Origin of the sequence: Streptomyces sp. CY-1 (genome assembly GCF_047218265.1) — a bacterium.
Taxonomy (GTDB): domain Bacteria; phylum Actinomycetota; class Actinomycetes; order Streptomycetales; family Streptomycetaceae; genus Streptomyces; species Streptomyces niphimycinicus.
Genome location: NZ_CP178393.1, coordinates 7475975 through 7494337 on the forward strand (window position 1 = coordinate 7475975; position 18363 = coordinate 7494337).

Consider the following 18363-nt stretch of genomic DNA (forward strand, 5'->3'; position numbering starts at 1 on the left):
CGGAGGCGAGGTGCTCAGTGTCCCCATCCGGGACCACCCTTCTTCCGGGAGCCTCCCCCACTGCCTGAGCAGCCTGCCTGAGCAGTAGCGAGCACGCTCCGGAATCGGCGTGGCGGATCTCAGTGAACCCTCCACCGCGTCGGAACCATGAATTGATCTCTCCGCCGTACCCCGGCGGACCACCGCCCCGGCCCGGTCCGTTACGGAAGGACCACAGCCGGACAGCACAACCGGTCGCCGAGCCAGACAGGCCGACGCCCGCTCCAGGGAAGGACCCTTCGTGAGCGACACCACCGATCTGATGGGCGTGAACGCCTCCGGCACCTCCGACAGCGGTGTCGGCAACAACGCGCCCGCCACGGACGCTTCCGCGCCCGCCACCGGTGCTGCCACTGGCGCTGCCCCGCGGCGACGCCGCTCGGGCACCGGCCTTGACGCCATGGTCCTGGCCGAGCTCCAGCAGCTCGCCTCGAGCCTTGGCATCAAGGGCACCGCACGGATGCGCAAAGGCCAGCTGATCGAGGTCATCAAGGAGAAGCAGGCCGGGGGCTCCGGCTCCGCCGAGGGCTCCGAGAGCAGCCCGTCCGCCGCGGAAGGCGCGACCAAGCCGAAGCGCCGCGCCACCTCGCGGACGCGTACGGGCGATGACGCCGAGGAGAAGGCCGGCAGCGCCAAGTCCTCGAAGTCCGCCGGGAAGGCGGAGAAGGCCGACAAGGCCGAAGCCGAGGGGAAGGCCGTCGCGCAAGCGCAGATCGAGATCCCGGGCCAGCCCGGTGAGCCCGCGGGCGATGAGCAGCCGGCCGGTGAGCGCCGCCGTCGCCGCGCCACCGCGCCCGCCACCACCCCCGACGCCGGGGGCACGGCCACCGCTGTCGAGACCAAGACGGAGACTCGTACGGACGCCTCCGCCAAGACCGAGACCAGGACCGAGCCCAAGGGCGACGGAAAGGCCGAGGCCGCCGTTGACACCGCCGAGGGCAAGGGCGCGCGGGGCGGTGACCGCCAGGAGCGCGGCCAGAAGGGCGACCGCCGGGAGCGTCAGCGCGACCGCGGGGACCGCGGGGACCGCGGTGAGCGCGGCGAGCGCGGTGACCGCCGCGGCAAGGGCGACGACGGCCAGCAGAGCGGCGGCCGTCAGCAGCGCGACGGGCGCGGCCAGGCCCAGCAGCGCCCCGACGAGAGCGATGACGACTTCGACGGTGGCCGCCGTGGCCGCCGTGGGCGCTACCGGGACCGCCGTGGCCGGCGTGGCCGCGACGACTTCGGCAACGAGCCGCAGGTGTCCGAGGACGACGTCCTGATCCCGGTCGCGGGCATCCTCGACATCCTCGACAACTACGCGTTCATCCGGACCTCCGGCTACCTCCCGGGTCCGAACGACGTCTATGTCTCGCTCGCCCAGGTCCGTAAGAACGGTCTGCGCAAGGGCGACCACGTCACCGGCGCGGTGCGGCAGCCGCGCGAGGGCGAGCGCCGCGAGAAGTTCAACGCGCTGGTGCGGCTGGACTCGGTCAACGGCATGGCGCCCGAAACCGGGCGCGGGCGGCCGGAGTTCGGCAAGCTGACGCCGCTTTACCCGCAGGACCGGCTGCGTCTGGAGACCGAGGCAGGCGGGCTGACGACCCGGATCATCGACCTGGTCGCGCCGATCGGCAAGGGGCAGCGCGGTCTGATCGTGGCCCCGCCGAAGACCGGTAAGACCATGATCATGCAGGCGATCGCCAACGCGATCACCCGCAACAGCCCCGAGTGCCATCTGATGGTCGTCCTCGTCGACGAGCGGCCGGAAGAGGTCACCGACATGCAGCGGTCGGTCAAGGGCGAGGTCATCTCCTCGACCTTCGACCGCCCGGCCGAGGACCACACCACCGTCGCGGAGCTGGCGATCGAGCGGGCCAAGCGCCTGGTCGAGCTGGGCCATGACGTGGTCGTCCTGCTGGACTCGATCACCCGCCTGGGTCGTGCCTACAACCTGGCGGCGCCCGCCTCCGGCCGCATCCTGTCCGGTGGTGTCGACTCGACCGCGCTCTACCCGCCGAAGAAGTTCTTCGGCGCCGCGCGCAACATCGAGGACGGCGGCTCGCTGACCATCCTGGCCACCGCGCTGGTCGAGACCGGCTCGCGCATGGACGAGGTGATCTTCGAGGAGTTCAAGGGCACCGGCAACATGGAGCTCAAGCTCGACCGGAAGCTCGCCGACAAGCGCATCTTCCCGGCGGTGGACGTCGACCCGTCCAGCACCCGTAAGGAAGAGATCCTGCTGGCGCCGGAGGAGCTGAACATCGTCTGGAAGCTGCGACGGGTGCTGCACGCGCTCGACTCCCAGCAGGCGATCGAGCTGCTGCTGGACAAGATGAAGCAGACGAAGTCCAACGCCGAGTTCCTGATGCAGATCGCCAAGACCACGCCCACTCCGGGCAACAACGGCGACTGACCGGACACCCGCCGGAACGCTCCGTAGCCGAGGCCCCCCGCACCGCGGGGGGCCTCGCTGCGTTCGATGAGAGGTGAGCCACAGCGGCAAGCCGGGCCACGGACCGGTCCTGATCATGTTATCGCCCGCGAAAGTGCAGGTCAGAGCGGTAAGGCGGACGAAGGGGACGAACGGAGCTTCCGGCGGCCCGGACGAAAACCGGCCATCGCACATATGCAACCCTGGCGCACGGCCTTCCATCTGTCAGGTCGGAATACGGGGCCCGAACACAGGCGGACATCACCGCGGAAACCGTGAAACCGCGACGCCACGCCTGACCGTGACGGCAGGGGGTACTCGGGCAGCACATAGAGGACTGAGGAGCACATGGCCGAGGACAGCAGCAACGCACCGGTGACCCCGGGCCGCCATCGCGCCCGCGGCGCGACGTCGGGCCGCCGCCGCAAGCGGCCCAGCACGCGCCGCAGGGCCGTGCTCTACACGGTGTGGACGCTGGCCGCCGTGCTGGTGCTGGGCGGTGCCGGACTGGGCTACCTCTATTACAAGCTGAACGGAAACCTCACCGGCGTCGACGTCAACGCCGCCCTCGGTGCCAACCGCCCCAAGAACGTCGACAACGGCTCGATGGACATCCTCGTCCTCGGCTCCGACTCCCGGGCCGGCAAGAACGCGAAGTACGGCACGGACGAGGGCACATCGCGCTCCGACACGGCGATGATCGTCCACGTCTACAAGGGCCACAAGAAGGCCAGCGTCATCAGCATCCCGCGCGACACCCTCATACAGCGGCCGTCCTGCACCACCAAGGGCGGGCAGCAGACGCCCGCCGTGCAGTCGGCGATGTTCAACAGCGCGTACGAGACCGGTGGCCCGGCCTGCACCATCAAGACCATCGAGTCCATGACGGGCATACGCATGGACCACTTCCTCGAGGTCGACTTCTCCGGCTTCAAGGACCTCATAAACGACCTCGGCGGCGTCAACCTCACCACCACCGCCCCGATTCACGATGCGAAGAGCCACCTCGACCTGGAGCCCGGCCCGCACACGCTGAACGGCGAGCAGTCCCTTGGCCTGGTGCGCACCCGGCACGGTGTGGGCGACGGCAGCGACCTCGGCCGGATCAAGCTCCAGCAGGCGTTCGTCAAGGCGCTGCTGGACCAGGTCAAGCACGTCGATGTGTTCGGCAACCCGAAGAAGCTCTACGACCTCGCCGACACCTCCACCAAGGCGCTCACCACCGACTCCGAGCTGGCCTCGGTGAGCAAGCTGAAGGGCTTCGCCGAATCCCTCAAGGGCATCGGGTCGGGCGATATGAAGATGACCACGCTGCCCGTCGAGTACGACCCGCAGAACCCGGACCGGGTGCTGCCCATGGAGCGCAAGGCCAAGCTCATATGGACGGCGCTCCGCAACGACCAGCCCGTCCCCGCCTCGGCCACCAAGGGCTCCGCGGGCGACGCCACCGACGCGGGCAAGGTCGTCAAGTAGCGTCCCCGGGAGTCGGACGGCGTCCCCGGGAGGGGCCGGGAATATCCCGGCCCCACCCCCGGTTTTGGGAGATGCGGCCAGTACTGGCAAACTGGATCGTCGGTCCCGGTTCACGACAGGCATCCCGCCCGTCGACCCGGTGCCCTCCCGAACCTAGGAGATTCCCTTGAAGCGCGAGATCCACCCGGAGTACGTCGAGACGCAGGTGAGCTGCACCTGTGGCGCGTCCTTCACCACCCGTAGCACCGTGAGCGGCGGCACCATCCGTGCCGACATCTGCTCCGAGTGCCACCCGTTCTACACGGGCAAGCAGAAGATCCTCGACACCGGTGGCCGCGTGGCGCGGTTCGAGGCCCGCTTCGGCAAGAACGCCGGGTCCGCCAAGAAGTAGCGACCCGCACGGCGCCGGTCTTCGGTCGCCCCTTCCCTGGGGCGACCGGACCGGCGTTTTGTCGTCACGGCCCTTCCGGCACCTCATCTCCGCAACACCCCCACGCAGACCACCCAGGGAGCCCCCCGATGTTCGAGGCGGTCGAGGAACTGATCGGCGAACACGCCGACCTCGAAAAGCGGCTCGCCGACCCCGCGGTCCACGCAGACCAGCGGGAGGCGCGTCGGCTCAACAAGCGCTACGCCGAGCTGACCCCGGTGATCGCCGCCTACCGCGCCTGGAAGCAGGCCGGGGAGGACATCGAGACCGCCCGGGAGCTGGCCCAGGACGACCCCGACTTCGCGGACGAGGTCAAGGAGCTGGAGCAGTCCCGCGAGGGGCTGACCGACCGGCTGCGGCTGCTGCTCGTCCCCCGCGACCCGAGCGACGACAAGGACGTCATCCTGGAGGTCAAGGCCGGAGAGGGCGGCGAGGAGTCCGCGCTGTTCGCCGGCGATCTGCTGCGGATGTATCTGCGGTACGCCGAGCGCGTCGGCTGGAAGACCGAGATCCTCGACGCCAACGAGTCCGACCTCGGCGGCTACAAGGACGTCCAGGTCGCGGTGAAGACCAAGGGCGGGAACGGCGCCACCGAGCCCGGCCAGGGCGTCTGGGCCCGGCTGAAGTACGAGGGCGGGGTGCACCGGGTGCAGCGGGTGCCCGCCACCGAGTCCCAGGGCCGTATCCACACCTCCGCGGCCGGTGTGCTGGTCACGCCCGAGGCCGAGGAGGTCGAGGTCGAGATCGGCCCCAATGACCTGCGGATCGACGTCTACCGCTCCTCGGGACCCGGCGGCCAGTCGGTCAACACCACCGACTCCGCGGTGCGCATCACCCACCTGCCCACCGGCATCGTCGTCTCCTGCCAGAACGAGAAGAGCCAGCTCCAGAACAAGGAGCAGGCGCTGCGCATCCTGCGCTCGCGGCTGCTGGCCGCGGCCCAGGAGGAGGCCGAGCGGGAGGCGTCGGACGCGCGCCGCAGCCAGGTGCGCACCGTCGACCGCTCCGAGCGCATCCGTACGTACAACTTCCCGGAAAACCGGATCTCGGACCATCGAGTCGGTTTCAAGGCGTACAACTTGGACCAGGTGCTCGACGGTGAACTCGAACCGGTCATCCAGGCGTGCGTCGACGCCGACGCGGCCGCCAAGCTGGCGGCCGCGGGCTGAGCCACCCACCGTCGTAGGCTTCGTGCTCTTGTCCGGACCGGCTGGAGGAATTCAGTGAACGTGCTGCTCGCCGAGGTGGCGCAGGCCACTCAGCGGCTGGCCGACGCCGGCGTGCCCTCACCGCGCTTCGACGCGGAGGAGCTCGCCGCCTTTGTGCACAGCGTCAAGCGGGGAGAGCTGCACGGCGTGCCCGACGCCGACTTCGACGCCCGCTACTGGGAGGCGGTCGCCCGGCGGGAGGCCCGCGAGCCCCTTCAGCACATCACCGGCCGCGCCTTCTTCCGCTATCTCGAGCTCCAGGTCGGACCCGGGGTCTTCGTGCCCCGGCCGGAGACCGAGTCGGTGGTCGGCTGGGCGATAGACGCGGTCCGCGCGATGGATGTCGTCGAACCGCTCATCGTCGATCTGTGCGCCGGTTCCGGCGCCATCGCGCTGGCGCTCGCCCAGGAGGTGCCGCGCTCCCGGGTGCACGCCGTCGAGCTGGACGAGGGCGCCCTGCGCTGGGCCCGCAAGAACGTCGAGGGGTCCCGCGTCGTTCTCCATCACGCGGACGCGTTGACGGCCCTGCCCGAGCTCGACGGACAGGTGGACCTCGTCATCAGCAACCCGCCGTACATCCCGCTGACCGAGTGGGAGTACGTGGCGCCGGAGGCCCGCGACCACGACCCCCAGCTCGCGCTCTTCTCCGGAGAGGACGGCCTCGATGTGATCCGTGGCCTGGAGCGCACCGCCCACCGGCTGCTGCGCCCCGGAGGCGTGGTGGTCATCGAGCACGCAGACACCCAGGGCGGCCAGGTGCCGTGGATCTTCACGGAGGAGCGTGGCTGGGCGGACGCCGCCGACCACCCCGACCTGAACAACCGGCCCCGGTTCGCCACCGCGCGGAAGGCCATGCCGTGACGGCGGCACCGCACCACACATTGGCCACGTACGAGGAGGTCCGTTAAAGATGGCACGGCGATACGACTGCGGGGACGCCACCGACCGCAAGACCGGCCTGCGCGAGGCCGCCTCCGCCGTCCGCCGCGGCGAACTGGTCGTGCTGCCCACCGACACCGTCTACGGGATCGGCGCGGACGCCTTCAACGCCGAGGCGGTCGGCGATCTGCTCGAGGCCAAGGGCCGCGGCCGCAATATGCCCACCCCGGTGCTGGTCGGCTCCCCGAACACCCTGCACGGACTGGTCACCGACTTCTCCGAGATGGCCTGGGAGCTGGTCGACGCCTTCTGGCCCGGTGCGCTCACCCTCGTCGCCCGGCACCAGCCGTCCCTCACCTGGGACCTGGGGGAGACCCGGGGCACCGTCGCGGTGCGGATGCCGCTGCACCCGGTCGCGATCGTGCTGCTGACGGACTTCGGCCCGATGGCGGTCTCCAGCGCCAACCTGACCGGACACCCCTCTCCGCAGGACTGCGACGCCGCCCAGGACATGCTGGGGGACTCCGTCTCGGTGTACCTCGACGGCGGGCCCACCCCGGCCGCCGTGCCCTCCTCGATCGTCGACGTCACCGGCAAGGTGCCGGTGCTGCTCCGGGCGGGCGCGCTCACCGCCGAGCAGCTCCGCGAGGTCGTACCCGACCTCGAGGTGGCGAATTGACAGCCCCTGAGGGGCGTGGCATAGCGGAACACCGTGAGAAGAAGCCCGAGGCCACCTTCCGCATCCTCCACGTCAGCACCGGCAATGTATGCCGCTCGCCGATCACCGAGCGGCTGACCCGGCATGCCCTCACGCACCGCCTCGGCACCGTCCGCACCCGCGGTCTGATCGTGGAGAGCGCCGGCACCTGGGGCCATGAGGGCGCGCCCATGGAGGCGCACGCCGCGACGGTCCTGACCGACTTCGGCGCCGACCCGGCGGGATTCCTCGGCCGTGAGCTGCTGGACGAGCACGTCATCCGCGCCGATCTGGTCCTGACCGCCACCCGCGACCACCGGGCGCAGGTCATCTCGATGGGGCATTCGGCGGGGCTGCGCACCTTCACGCTCAAGGAGTTCACCCGGCTGGTGCGGGCCATAGACCCCGCGACGCTGCCCGATCCGGCGGAGGCGGGCGGCGTGGTCGAGCGCGCCCGTGCCCTGGTGCAGGCGGCGGCCGCGCTGCGCGGCTGGCTGCTGGCGCCCACCGAGGACGCGGACGAGGTGCACGATCCGTACGGGGCGCCGATCACCTTCTTCCGCTCCATCGGGGACGAGATCAACCAGGCCCTGGACCCGGTCGTCACGGCCCTGACGGGGGTCCCCGCCCCCGCGTAGCCCCCTGGCGGGGCCCAGGGGCGCGCGGGCGGGGGTTTCCGGGGCTCACGGCGCGCCACGAGGGCGCGTGGGGCCTACATTGGGGGTGACCACCTTCGACGACCCGCCGTCCCCTCCCAAGGCTGTGAGCACGCCATGGCCGTCACCCACCGGGGCCCCGATTTCGGAGCGCTCGCCCGCCAGGACCCGGAGCTGGCGGGGATCATCCTGAGCGAGATCGACCGCGTCTCCTGCGGCCTCCAGCTCATCGCGGCCGAGAACTTCACCTCGCCGGCCGTGCTGGCGGCGCTCGCCTCGCCGCTGGCCAACAAGTACGCCGAGGGCTATCCCGGCGCCCGCCACCACGGCGGCTGCGAGATCGTGGACATCGCCGAGCGGGTCGCCCAGGACCGGGCGAAGGCCCTGTTCGGCGCCGAGCACGCCAATGTGCAGCCGCATTCGGGCTCCTCGGCGGTGCTGGCCGCCTACGCCGCGCTGCTGCGGCCCGGGGACACGGTGCTGGCGATGGCGCTGCCGCACGGCGGCCATCTCACCCATGGCTCACCCGCCAATTTCTCCGGCCGCTGGTTCGACTTCATCGGCTACGGCGTCGATCCGGCGACCGGCCTGATCGACTACGAGCAGCTCCGCGCGCTGGCCCACGCCCATCGGCCGAAGGCGATCGTCTGCGGCTCCATCTCCTATCCGCGCCATCTGGACTACGCCGCCTTCCGTGCCGTCGCCGATGAGGTGGGCGCGTATCTCATCGCCGACGCCGCCCATGCGATCGGTCTGGTCGCGGGAAAGGTGGCGCCGTCCCCGGTGCCGTACGCGGATGTGGTGTGCGCAACGACACACAAGGTGCTGCGCGGGCCGCGCGGCGGAATGCTGCTGTGTGGTGCGGAGCTGGCCGAGCGGGTCGACCGGGCGGTGTTCCCGTTCACCCAGGGCGGCGCCCAGATGCACACCGTCGCGGCCAAGGCGGTGGCGTTCGGCGAGGCCGCGGCGCCCGCCTTCACCGCCTATGCGCGGCGGGTGGTGGCCAATGCCCGGGTGCTCGCGGACGCCCTGGTCGCGGAGGGTCTCGCGGTGGCCACGGGCGGCACCGACACCCATATGATCACCGCCGATACGGCCCCGCTGGGCCTGGACGGACGGACCGCGAAGGCCCGCTGCGCGGCCGCCGGGATCGTTCTGGACACCTGCGCGCTGGCATCCGCCACCGAGCCCCGGGGATGCGTAAAGGGGATCCGGCTGGGCACCGCAGCGGTGACCACCCAGGGAATGGGAGCGCCGGAAATGGAGCGGATAGCGGCCCTGATGGGAACCGTCCTGCGGGACGAAGGCGTGGTACGGGAAAAGGTGGTGGAACTGGCCGGGAGATTTCCGCCCTATCCGGACGAGGCCCGAATCATGCAACCATCCGAAGGTGTAGGACGTCTGTAAGTACGTTCACCGCAAGGCGTCCGACACGCATAAGGTGTGAGGCTGTGATGGCCAGCGATACCCCTGGGGCAGCCTGTGCGTGAATACCTGCTGACTCTGTGCATCACGGCCGCGGTCACCTATCTGCTGACCGGGCCGGTGCGGAAATTCGCCATCGCGGCCGGTGCGATGCCGGAGATCCGCGCCCGTGATGTGCATCGCGAGCCCACTCCGCGGCTCGGTGGCATCGCCATGTTCGGCGGGCTGTGCGCGGGGCTGCTGGTCGCCGCCCATCTGACCAACCTCAAGGACGTCTTCGAGGTCTCCAACGAGCCACGGGCGCTGCTGTCCGGCGCCGGGCTGATCTGGCTGCTGGGCGTGCTGGACGACAAGTGGGGCGTGGACGCGCTGATCAAGCTCGGCGGGCAGATGATCGCCGCCGGTGTGATGGTGCTCCAGGGTCTGACCATCCTGTGGCTTCCGGTGCCCGGTGTGGGACCGGTCTCGCTGACGCCCTGGCAGGGCACACTGCTGACCGTCGCCCTGGTCGTCATCACCATCAACGCCGTCAACTTCGTTGATGGGCTTGATGGGTTGGCGTCCGGGATGGTGTGCATCGCCGCCGCCGCGTTCTTCATGTACGCCTACCGCATCTGGTACGGCTACGGCCTGGAGGCGGCCGCGCCCGCCACCCTGTTCGCCGCCGTCCTCATGGGGATGTGCCTGGGCTTCCTGCCGCACAACGCGCACCCCGCGCGGATCTTCATGGGCGACTCGGGCTCGATGCTGATCGGGCTGGTGCTGGCGGCGGGCGCCATCTCCATCACCGGCCAGGTCGACCCGGACGCGATGAAGCTGTTCGAGGGGTCCGAACAGGCCGCGGTGCACGCCACCGTCCCGGTCTACATCCCGCTGCTGCTGCCGCTGACCGTCATCGCGGTGCCCTTCGCGGATCTGGTGCTGGCCATCGTCCGGCGCACCTGGCGGGGCCAGTCGCCGTTCGCCGCCGACCGCGGCCATCTGCACCACCGGCTGCTGGAGATCGGCCACTCGCACAGCCGGGCCGTCCTGATCATGTACTTCTGGTCGGCGCTGATCGCCTTCGGCGCCGTGGCCTACTCGGTGAACTCGGCCGGTGTGTGGTTCGTCCTCGCGATCGTCGCGCTGAGCGGGGTCGGGCTGGTGCTGTTGCTGCTGCCGCGGTTCACCCCGCGCGTGCCGAGCTGGGCCGAGGCGTTCGTTCCGCCGCGCTACCGCCGCGCCAACCGGATCGCGCGGGCCGAACGGGGCGCCGAGGCGCCCGCGGAGCCGGTGGCGGCCGTGGCCGGCGGCGGGTCCGCACCATCGGGTCCGGAGACGGCCGCGCCCGAGCCGGTGGGCTCCGGGCTGAACGGCGGCGCGAACAGCGGGCTGAACGGCGGCGCGAGCGGCGGGACGACCAGCGGGCTGAACGGCGCCACCGCGATCGGCGACCGGTCCCGCTTCACCCACCGCCGCAGGATCGGAACACCCCAGTAACCGCCCTGGTGATTCCCCCAGAAAATGCGGAGGGGGAACGGCCGGTGAGAGCGCCGAAGATCACAGGACGGCGTCAGCACGGTACACAGCGCATAACTCTCCCGTGTGACGTGCAGCACATCCAAAGGGTAAAGACCTCATCAAATAGTTTGTGATACCGTTCACTAAACCCGGTGCTTAGACCCGAGGAGCCGTAGGGCGACGGCTCTTCGTCGTGAGGTCTCCTCTGTTCCCGGGGATACGCTCGTCCACGACGAATCGTTGCTTCCGACACTTGCCGGAGAAACCCTTCATGCAGTCCAACGACGCCAGAACGCTCCTGAGTTGCGCCGTGCCCACCGCCGTCGCCGGCGTGGTCGCCGTCGCTGTCGGTGCCGCGTTCGCAGGCGGCAAGGGAGCGATCGGCGCGGGCTTCGGCACATTCGTCGCCATGGTGGTGATGGCTTCGGGGCTGATCGTGCTGGAGCGCACCGCGAAGCATCTCCCGCATCTGTTCCAGGCCATGGGCATGGTGCTTTTCATGACCGAGTTCCTGCTGGTGGCGGTCGTGCTCGCGGTGTTCCAGGACACCACGATGTTCAACGTCAAGGCTTTCGCCCTCGCGCTGCTCGCGGCGACCCTGGTGTGGGTCGGCGCACAGGCCCGTGCGCATATGAAGGCGAAGATCCTCTATGTGGAGCCCGAAGCCGAGGACGAACGTAAGCCCGAGGGGGCGAAGAAGTCCGCTCCCGCCGGGTCCACGTCGTGAGAAGTAGGGCCGGGATAAGAGCATGTGCGCTCACCTGCTATCGTCCGGTGCCATCTGAGGCACAGCGGGCGCAGGTAGCTGAACCCCCGGATTCCACGGGACGGAATCGGCGGCCCATGCAGCTGATGCCCGACATACCACTCGGCCACGCGCCGATCAGCCGCCCCCACATCCGCAAGACCAGTCCAGTGCCGTTCCGTGGCCGCGTGCCGCGCCGACACAACGAGGTTGCCGTACCCATGCGCCACGCTGAAGGAGCTCGCGGTGAGTTCTGACCAGACGCTCGCCTTCGAGACGAACTGCCACATCTTCGACGGGTGCGGCTTCCCGGCACCCGGACTCCATTCCTTCAAGTTCGAGCCGCTCTTCTCCGTCGGCGGCTTTGACTTCAACAAGCCGATGCTGCTGGCCCTGCTGGGTACGGTCGCCATCGTCTGGTTCTTCTGGGCCGCTTTCGCGCGGGCCAAGGTCGTGCCGGGCAAGCTTCAGATGATCGGCGAGGCGGGCTACGACTTCGTGCGCCGCGGCCTGGTCTATGAGGCCCTCGGCAAGAAGGAGGGCGAGAAGTACGTCCCTCTCATGGTCTCGATCTTCTTCTTCGTCTGGATCATGAACCTCTGGTCGATCATTCCGGTCGCCCAGTTCCCGGTGACGTCGATCATCGCCTTCCCGGCCGGTCTGGCCGCGATCGTCTACATCCTCTGGATGTACCTGACCTTCAAGAAGCACGGCTTCGTCGGCGGCTGGAAGAACATCACCGGCTACGACAAGGAGCTCGGCGCGATCCTGCCGATGATCGTCGTGATCGAGTTCTTCTCGAACGTCATCATCCGGCCCTTCACCCACGCGGTCCGGCTCTTCGCCAACATGTTCGCGGGCCATCTGCTGCTGCTGATGTTCACCATCGGCACCTGGTACCTGCTGAACGGCATCGGCATCGTCTACGCGGGCGCGTCCTTCGTGATGACGATTCTGCTGACCGCCTTCGAGCTCTTCATCCAGGCTGTCCAGGCGTACGTCTTCGTGCTCTTGGCCTGCAACTACGTCCAGGGCGCGCTCGCCGAGCACCACTGAGCGGACCTGGCTCCCAGACCATCAGACGTCCGGTGGCCAACCCCCACCGGCCCATGAAACGCAAAGGAAGAACCGGCATGTCCGCTCTCCAGACCCTCGCCGCCGACGGCGTCACCGGCAACCTCGGCTCGATCGGTTACGGTCTCGCCGCCATCGGCCCCGGCGTCGGCGTCGGCATCATCTTCGGTAACGGCACCCAGGCCCTGGCCCGCCAGCCCGAGGCCGCCGGCCTGATCCGCGCCAACCAGATCATGGGCTTCGCCTTCTGTGAGGCGCTCGCGCTGATCGGTATCGTCATGGGCTTCCTTTTCAAGTCCTGAACGGACCGCTTTAACCACGACAGACGGAAGGCACTGATGTGAACGCCCTGGTACAGGTGGCGGCTGAGGAGAGTGAGAACCCCCTCATCCCGCCGATCCCGGAGCTGGTCATCGGCCTGATCGCCTTCGCCATCGTCTTCTTCTTCCTCGCCAAGAAGCTCCTCCCGAACATCAACCGGGTTCTGGAGGAGCGCCGCGAGGCGATCGAAGGCGGCATGGAGAAGGCCGAGGCCACTCAGGCCGAAGCCCAGCAGGTCCTCGAGGACTACCGAGCCCAGCTCGCTGACGCCCGCCACGAGGCCGCGCGACTGCGTCAGGAGGCGCAGGAGCAGGGCGCCGCGCTCATCGCCGAGATGCGCGCGGAGGGCCAGCGGCAGCGTGAAGAGGTCATCGCGGCCGGTCACGCCCAGATCGAGGCCGATCGGAAGCAGGCCGCCCAGACCCTGCGCCAGGACGTGGGCAGGCTCGCCACCGACCTGGCCGGCCGGATCGTCGGCGAGTCGCTCGAGGACGTGGCCCGGCAGAGCCGCACCATCGACCGGTTCCTCGACGAGCTCGAGGCCAAGTCGAACGACGGCTCGAAGGCAGAGGCCGGCCGATGAACGGAGCGAGCCGGGAGGCACTGGCAGCCGCGCGCGAGCGCTTCGACGCCCTGACGGACAACACCGCCGTCGACGCGCCGAAGCTCGCCGAGGAGCTGGCCGCCGTCACCGCGCTGCTCGACCGCGAGGTCTCGCTGCGCCGGGTCCTCACCGACCCGGCGCAGCCCGGCGAGGCCAAGGCCGAGCTGGCCGCGCGGGTGCTGGGCGGACAGGTCGGCGGCGAGTCCATCGACCTGGTCTCCGGCCTGGTCCGGTCCCGCTGGTCGCGCTCGCGCGACCTGGTGGACTCGCTGGAGCAGTTGGCCAGCGCCGCCGACCTGGTGGCGGCCGAGCGGACGGGTGCCCTCGACAACGTCGAGGACGAGCTGTTCCGGTTCGGCCGGATCGTCTCCTCCTCGTCCGAGCTGCGGGGCGCGCTCACCGACCGGCGGGCGACCGTCGCGGCCAAGGCCGGGCTGGTCCGCGAGCTGCTCGGCGGCCGGGCCGACCAGGTGACCGAGCGACTGGTGATCCGTCTGGTGACCCACCCGCGGGGTCGTAGCCTGGAGGCGGGTCTCGACGAGCTGTCCAAGCTGGCGGCGGAGCGCCGGGACCGTACGGTCGCGGTCGTCACCTCCGCGGTGCCGCTCAGCGACCGGCAGAAGCAGCGGCTCGGCGAGGCACTGGGGAAGCTGTACGGACGGAAGATGCACCTCAACCTCGACGTGGACCCGGAGGTCCTCGGCGGGATCTCGGTGCGCATCGGCGACGAGATCATCAACGGGACCATCGCGGACCGCCTTGACGAGGCGACCCGTCGGATGGCCGGCTGACACAGCCACCAACTCAACAAGCATGCAAGCGGCCCGAGTTGGGCCGTGGTCAGACACTTCGGGCCCAACAAGGAGAGCAGGGAACCCAGATGGCGGAGCTCACGATCCGGCCGGAGGAGATCCGGGACGCGCTGGAGAACTTTGTCCAGGCGTACCAGCCGGACGCGGCCTCGCGCGAGGAGGTCGGGACGGTCAGCGTTGCCGGCGACGGCATCGCGAAGGTCGAGGGTCTTCCCTCGGCCATGGCGAACGAGCTGCTGAAGTTCGAGGACGGCACCCTCGGCCTCGCCCTCAACCTCGAGGAGCGCGAGATCGGCGCGGTCGTCCTCGGAGAGTTCAGCGGCATCGAGGAGGGCCAGCAGGTGCACCGCACCGGCGAGGTTCTCTCGGTCGCCGTCGGCGAGGGCTACCTCGGCCGCGTGGTCGACCCGCTGGGTGCCCCGATCGACGGCCTCGGCGAGATCGAGACCGAGGGCCGCCGCGCCCTTGAGTTGCAGGCCCCCACGGTCATGGAACGTAAGTCGGTGCACGAGCCGATGGAGACGGGCTACAAGGCCGTCGACGCCATGACCCCGATCGGCCGCGGCCAGCGTCAGTTGATCATCGGTGACCGGCAGACCGGCAAGACCGCGCTGTGCGTCGACACGATCATCAACCAGCGCGACAACTGGCGCTCCGGCGACCCCAAGAAGCAGGTCCGCTGCATCTACGTCGCCATCGGCCAGAAGGGCTCCACCATCGCTTCCGTGCGCGGAGCGCTGGAGGAGGCCGGTGCCCTGGAGTACACCACGATCGTCGCCGCCCCGGCGTCCGACCCGGCGGGCTTCAAGTACCTCGCGCCCTACACCGGCTCGGCCATCGGTCAGCACTGGATGTACCAGGGCAAGCACGTCCTGATCGTCTTCGACGACCTGTCCAAGCAGGCCGACGCCTACCGCGCCGTGTCCCTGCTGCTGCGCCGCCCGCCGGGCCGTGAGGCTTACCCGGGCGACGTCTTCTACCTGCACTCCCGGCTGCTGGAGCGCTGCGCCAAGCTCTCCGACGAGATGGGTTCCGGTTCGATGACCGGTCTGCCGATCGTCGAGACCAAGGCGAACGACGTGTCGGCGTTCATTCCGACCAACGTCATCTCCATCACCGACGGTCAGTGCTTCCTCGAGTCGGACCTGTTCAACGCCAACCAGCGGCCGGCCCTCAACGTCGGTATCTCGGTCTCCCGAGTCGGTGGTTCGGCTCAGCACAAGGCCATGCGTCAGGTGTCCGGCCGCCTCCGGGTGGACCTCGCCCAGTACCGTGAGCTGGAGGCGTTCGCGGCCTTCGGCTCGGACCTGGACGCGGCCTCCAAGGCGTCGCTGGAGCGCGGTGCGCGCATGGTCGAGCTGCTGAAGCAGGGCCAGTACGCCCCGTACTCCACCGAGGACGAGATCGTCTCCATCTGGTCCGGCACCAACGGCAAGATGGACGACGTCCCGGTCCAGGACGTCCGCCGCTTCGAGCGTGAGCTGCTGGACTACCTGCACCGTGAGCACAAGGGGCTGCTGACCAGCATCGTCGAGGGCGGCAAGATGTCCGACGACACGATCGCGGCGCTGGGCGAGGCCGTCGACAGCTTCAAGAAGCAGTTCGAGACCTCGGACGGCAAGCTGCTGGGCGAGGGCTGAGTATGGGTGCCCAGGCCAAGGTCTACAAGAGGCGGATCAAATCCGTCTCCGCGACCAAGAAGATCACCAAGGCGATGGAGATGATCGCCGCCTCGCGCGTCGTCAAGGCGCAGCGCCGGGTGGCCGCGTCGGCTCCGTACGCCACCGAGCTCACCCGGGCGGTGGGCGCGGTCGCCAAGGGTTCCACCACCCAGCACGCGCTGACCACGGAGAGCGAGAACCCGACCCGCGCCGCGGTGCTGCTCATCACGAGCGACCGGGGTCTGGCGGGCGGCTACTCCTCCAACGTGATCAAGGCGGCCGAGGAGCTCACCGAGCGGCTCACCCGTGAGGGCAAGGAGGTCGACGCGTACATCGTCGGCCGCAAGGGCGTGGCGTACTACTCCTTCCGTGAGCGCAAGGTCACGGAGTCGTGGGGTGGCTTCACCGACAACCCCACCTACGCGGACGCCAAGAAGATCGCGGGCCCGCTGATCGAGGCCGTTCTCAAGGACACGGCCGAGGGCGGCGTGGACGAGCTGCACATCGTCTTCACCGAATTCGTCTCGATGCTGACGCAGACCCCGGTCCAGGACCGGCTGCTGCCGCTCAGTCTCGAGGAGAAGGCGGAGGAGCAGGAGAAGAAGGGCGAGATCCTCCCGCTCTTCGACTTCGAGCCGTCGGCCGAGGACGTCCTGGACGCCCTGCTGCCCCGGTACGTCGAGGCCCGTATCTACAACGCTCTGCTCCAGGCCGCCGCCTCCAAGCACGCGGCGACCCGGCGGGCGATGAAGTCGGCGACCGACAATGCCGATGAACTCATCAAGTCGCTCACGCGGCTTGCCAACGCGGCCCGCCAGGCCGACATCACCCAGGAAATCAGCGAGATCGTCGGTGGCGCGAGCGCTCTGGCCGACGCCTCCGCGGGGAGTGACTGACACTATGACCACCACTGTTGAGCCAACCGCTGTGGCCGCCGGCCGCGTCGCGCGGGTCATCGGCCCGGTCGTCGACGTGGAGTTCCCCGTCGACGCGATGCCGGACATCTACAACGCGCTGACCGTCGAGGTCGCCGACCCGGCCCAGGACGGGGCGAAGAAGACCCTGACCCTCGAGGTCGCGCAGCACCTCGGCGAGGGCCTGGTGCGCTCCATCTCCATGCAGCCCACCGACGGCCTGGTCCGCCAGGCCGCCGTGACCGACACCGGCGCTGCCATCAGCGTGCCCGTCGGCGACGTCACCAAGGGCCGGGTGTTCAACACCCTCGGCCAGATCCTCAACGAGCCCGAGGCCGAGTCCGAGGTCACCGAGCGCTGGTCCATCCACCGCAAGGCCCCGGCCTTCGACCAGCTCGAGTCCAAGACCGAGATGTTCGAGACCGGCCTGAAGGTCGTCGACCTGCTGACCCCGTACGTCAAGGGCGGCAAGATCGGCCTGTTCGGCGGCGCGGGCGTCGGCAAGACCGTCCTCATCCAGGAAATGATCATGCGTGTGGCCAAGCTGCACGAGGGCGTTTCCGTGTTCGCCGGTGTCGGCGAGCGCACCCGTGAGGGCAACGACCTGATCGAGGAGATGGCCGAGTCCGGCGTGCTCCCGCAGACCGCGCTGGTCTTCGGCCAGATGGACGAGCCCCCGGGCACCCGTCTGCGCGTCGCCCTGGCCGGTCTGACCATGGCGGAGTACTTCCGCGATGTGCAGAAGCAGGACGTGCTGTTCTTCGTCGACAACATCTTCCGCTTCACCCAGGCCGGTTCCGAGGTCTCGACCCTGCTCGGCCGGATGCCCTCCGCGGTGGGCTACCAGCCGAACCTGGCCGACGAGATGGGCCTTCTCCAGGAGCGCATCACCTCGACCCGTGGCCACTCGATCACCTCGATGCAGGCGATCTACGTCCCCGCGGACGACCTGACCGACCCGGCTCCGGCGAACGTCTTCGCGCACCTCGACGCGACGACGACGCTCTCCCGGCCGATCTCGGAGAAGGGCATCTACCCGGCGGTGGACCCGCTGGACTCGACGTCCCGGATCCTGGACCCGCGCTACATCTCGCAGGACCACTACGACTGCGCCTCGCGCGTGAAGTCGATCCTGCAGAAGTACAAGGACCTCCAGGACATCATCAACATCCTGGGCATCGACGAGCTCGGCGAGGAGGACAAGCTCACCGTCTTCCGCGCCCGCCGTATCGAGCGCTTCCTGTCGCAGAACACCCACGCGGCGAAGCAGTTCACCGGCCTCGACGGATCGGATGTGCCGCTGGACGAGTCCATCGCCGCGTTCAACGCGATCGCCGATGGTGAGTTCGACCACTTCCCCGAGCAGGCGTTCTTCATGTGCGGTGGCCTGGACGACCTCAAGGCCAAGGCCAAGGAGCTGGGCGTCTCCTGAGCCCCGTAGTTCCGCGGGAGGGGTGGGCCCGGTCCCACCCCTCTCCGTACGCCCGTTATTCTTTGACGAAAGCCCTGCCC

General features: G+C 69.3%; 17 protein-coding genes. All 17 read left to right on the forward strand.

The annotated features are described in order from the left end of the window. The first annotated feature begins 280 nt into the window (after window positions 1-280). The 17 genes from rho to atpD all read left to right on the forward strand — a co-directional run bounded on the left by rho (window position 281) and on the right by atpD (window position 18283). On the forward strand, window positions 281-2434 hold the full coding sequence (rho, locus tag ACK1X7_RS32220; protein ID WP_413116007.1) for a transcription termination factor Rho: 2154 nt from the start codon (window positions 281-283) through the stop codon (window positions 2432-2434). A gap of 366 nt (window positions 2435-2800) precedes the next feature. Continuing rightward, window positions 2801-3925: an LCP family protein gene (locus ACK1X7_RS32225; RefSeq protein ID WP_413116008.1), complete on the forward strand. Its 1125-nt coding sequence runs from the start codon at window positions 2801-2803 to the stop codon at window positions 3923-3925. Window positions 3926-4091: 166 nt separating this feature from the next. Beyond that, window positions 4092-4316: a 50S ribosomal protein L31 gene (gene rpmE / locus ACK1X7_RS32230; protein ID WP_201851294.1), complete on the forward strand. Its 225-nt coding sequence runs from the start codon at window positions 4092-4094 to the stop codon at window positions 4314-4316. 128 nt (window positions 4317-4444) lie between these two features. Next, window positions 4445-5524 carry a peptide chain release factor 1 gene (prfA, locus tag ACK1X7_RS32235; RefSeq protein ID WP_385137799.1) on the forward strand — a complete coding sequence of 360 codons (1080 nt, stop codon included), beginning with the start codon at window positions 4445-4447 and terminating at the stop codon, window positions 5522-5524. 54 nt (window positions 5525-5578) lie between these two features. Next, the gene (gene prmC / locus ACK1X7_RS32240; RefSeq protein ID WP_059147679.1) at window positions 5579-6424 is read left to right on the forward strand and encodes a peptide chain release factor N(5)-glutamine methyltransferase; all 846 of its coding nucleotides are present in this window, start codon (window positions 5579-5581) and stop codon (window positions 6422-6424) included. A 49-nt stretch (window positions 6425-6473) separates the two neighbouring features. Further along, window positions 6474-7121: an L-threonylcarbamoyladenylate synthase gene (locus tag ACK1X7_RS32245; protein WP_413116009.1), complete on the forward strand. Its 648-nt coding sequence runs from the start codon at window positions 6474-6476 to the stop codon at window positions 7119-7121. Further along, window positions 7118-7777 carry a protein-tyrosine-phosphatase gene (locus tag ACK1X7_RS32250; RefSeq protein WP_078643655.1) on the forward strand — a complete coding sequence of 220 codons (660 nt, stop codon included), beginning with the start codon at window positions 7118-7120 and terminating at the stop codon, window positions 7775-7777. Before ACK1X7_RS32245 ends, ACK1X7_RS32250 begins: the two co-directional genes overlap by 4 nt. A 135-nt stretch (window positions 7778-7912) precedes the next feature. Then, entirely contained in the window at window positions 7913-9202 is a 1290-nt protein-coding gene (gene glyA, locus ACK1X7_RS32255) for a serine hydroxymethyltransferase (RefSeq protein ID WP_413116010.1), read from the forward strand. A 75-nt stretch (window positions 9203-9277) separates the two neighbouring features. Further along, window positions 9278-10699, forward strand: a complete 1422-nt coding sequence (locus ACK1X7_RS32260; RefSeq protein WP_390791987.1) for an MraY family glycosyltransferase — start codon at window positions 9278-9280, stop codon at window positions 10697-10699. Window positions 10700-10991: 292 nt separating this feature from the next. Continuing rightward, complete coding sequence (locus ACK1X7_RS32265; protein ID WP_385137793.1) at window positions 10992-11447, forward strand: hypothetical protein; 456 nt, start codon at window positions 10992-10994, stop codon at window positions 11445-11447. Window positions 11448-11711: 264 nt separating this feature from the next. Further along, complete coding sequence (gene atpB, locus ACK1X7_RS32270) at window positions 11712-12521, forward strand: F0F1 ATP synthase subunit A (RefSeq protein WP_059147674.1); 810 nt, start codon at window positions 11712-11714, stop codon at window positions 12519-12521. A gap of 77 nt (window positions 12522-12598) precedes the next feature. Further along, window positions 12599-12841, forward strand: a complete 243-nt coding sequence (gene atpE / locus ACK1X7_RS32275) for an ATP synthase F0 subunit C (RefSeq protein ID WP_020868408.1) — start codon at window positions 12599-12601, stop codon at window positions 12839-12841. Window positions 12842-12879: 38 nt separating this feature from the next. Further along, window positions 12880-13443, forward strand: coding sequence for a F0F1 ATP synthase subunit B (locus ACK1X7_RS32280; protein ID WP_382949068.1), 564 nt, complete (start codon window positions 12880-12882; stop codon window positions 13441-13443). Further along, window positions 13440-14255: a F0F1 ATP synthase subunit delta gene (locus tag ACK1X7_RS32285; RefSeq protein ID WP_390791986.1), complete on the forward strand. Its 816-nt coding sequence runs from the start codon at window positions 13440-13442 to the stop codon at window positions 14253-14255. Before ACK1X7_RS32280 ends, ACK1X7_RS32285 begins: the two co-directional genes overlap by 4 nt. Window positions 14256-14344: 89 nt before the next feature. Continuing rightward, window positions 14345-15916: a F0F1 ATP synthase subunit alpha gene (gene atpA, locus ACK1X7_RS32290; RefSeq protein ID WP_385137788.1), complete on the forward strand. Its 1572-nt coding sequence runs from the start codon at window positions 14345-14347 to the stop codon at window positions 15914-15916. 2 nt (window positions 15917-15918) lie between these two features. Then, the gene (locus ACK1X7_RS32295; RefSeq protein WP_385137786.1) at window positions 15919-16833 is read left to right on the forward strand and encodes a F0F1 ATP synthase subunit gamma; all 915 of its coding nucleotides are present in this window, start codon (window positions 15919-15921) and stop codon (window positions 16831-16833) included. 4 nt (window positions 16834-16837) lie between these two features. After that, window positions 16838-18283 carry a F0F1 ATP synthase subunit beta gene (gene atpD, locus ACK1X7_RS32300; protein ID WP_385137784.1) on the forward strand — a complete coding sequence of 482 codons (1446 nt, stop codon included), beginning with the start codon at window positions 16838-16840 and terminating at the stop codon, window positions 18281-18283. Window positions 18284-18363 lie beyond the last annotated feature (80 nt).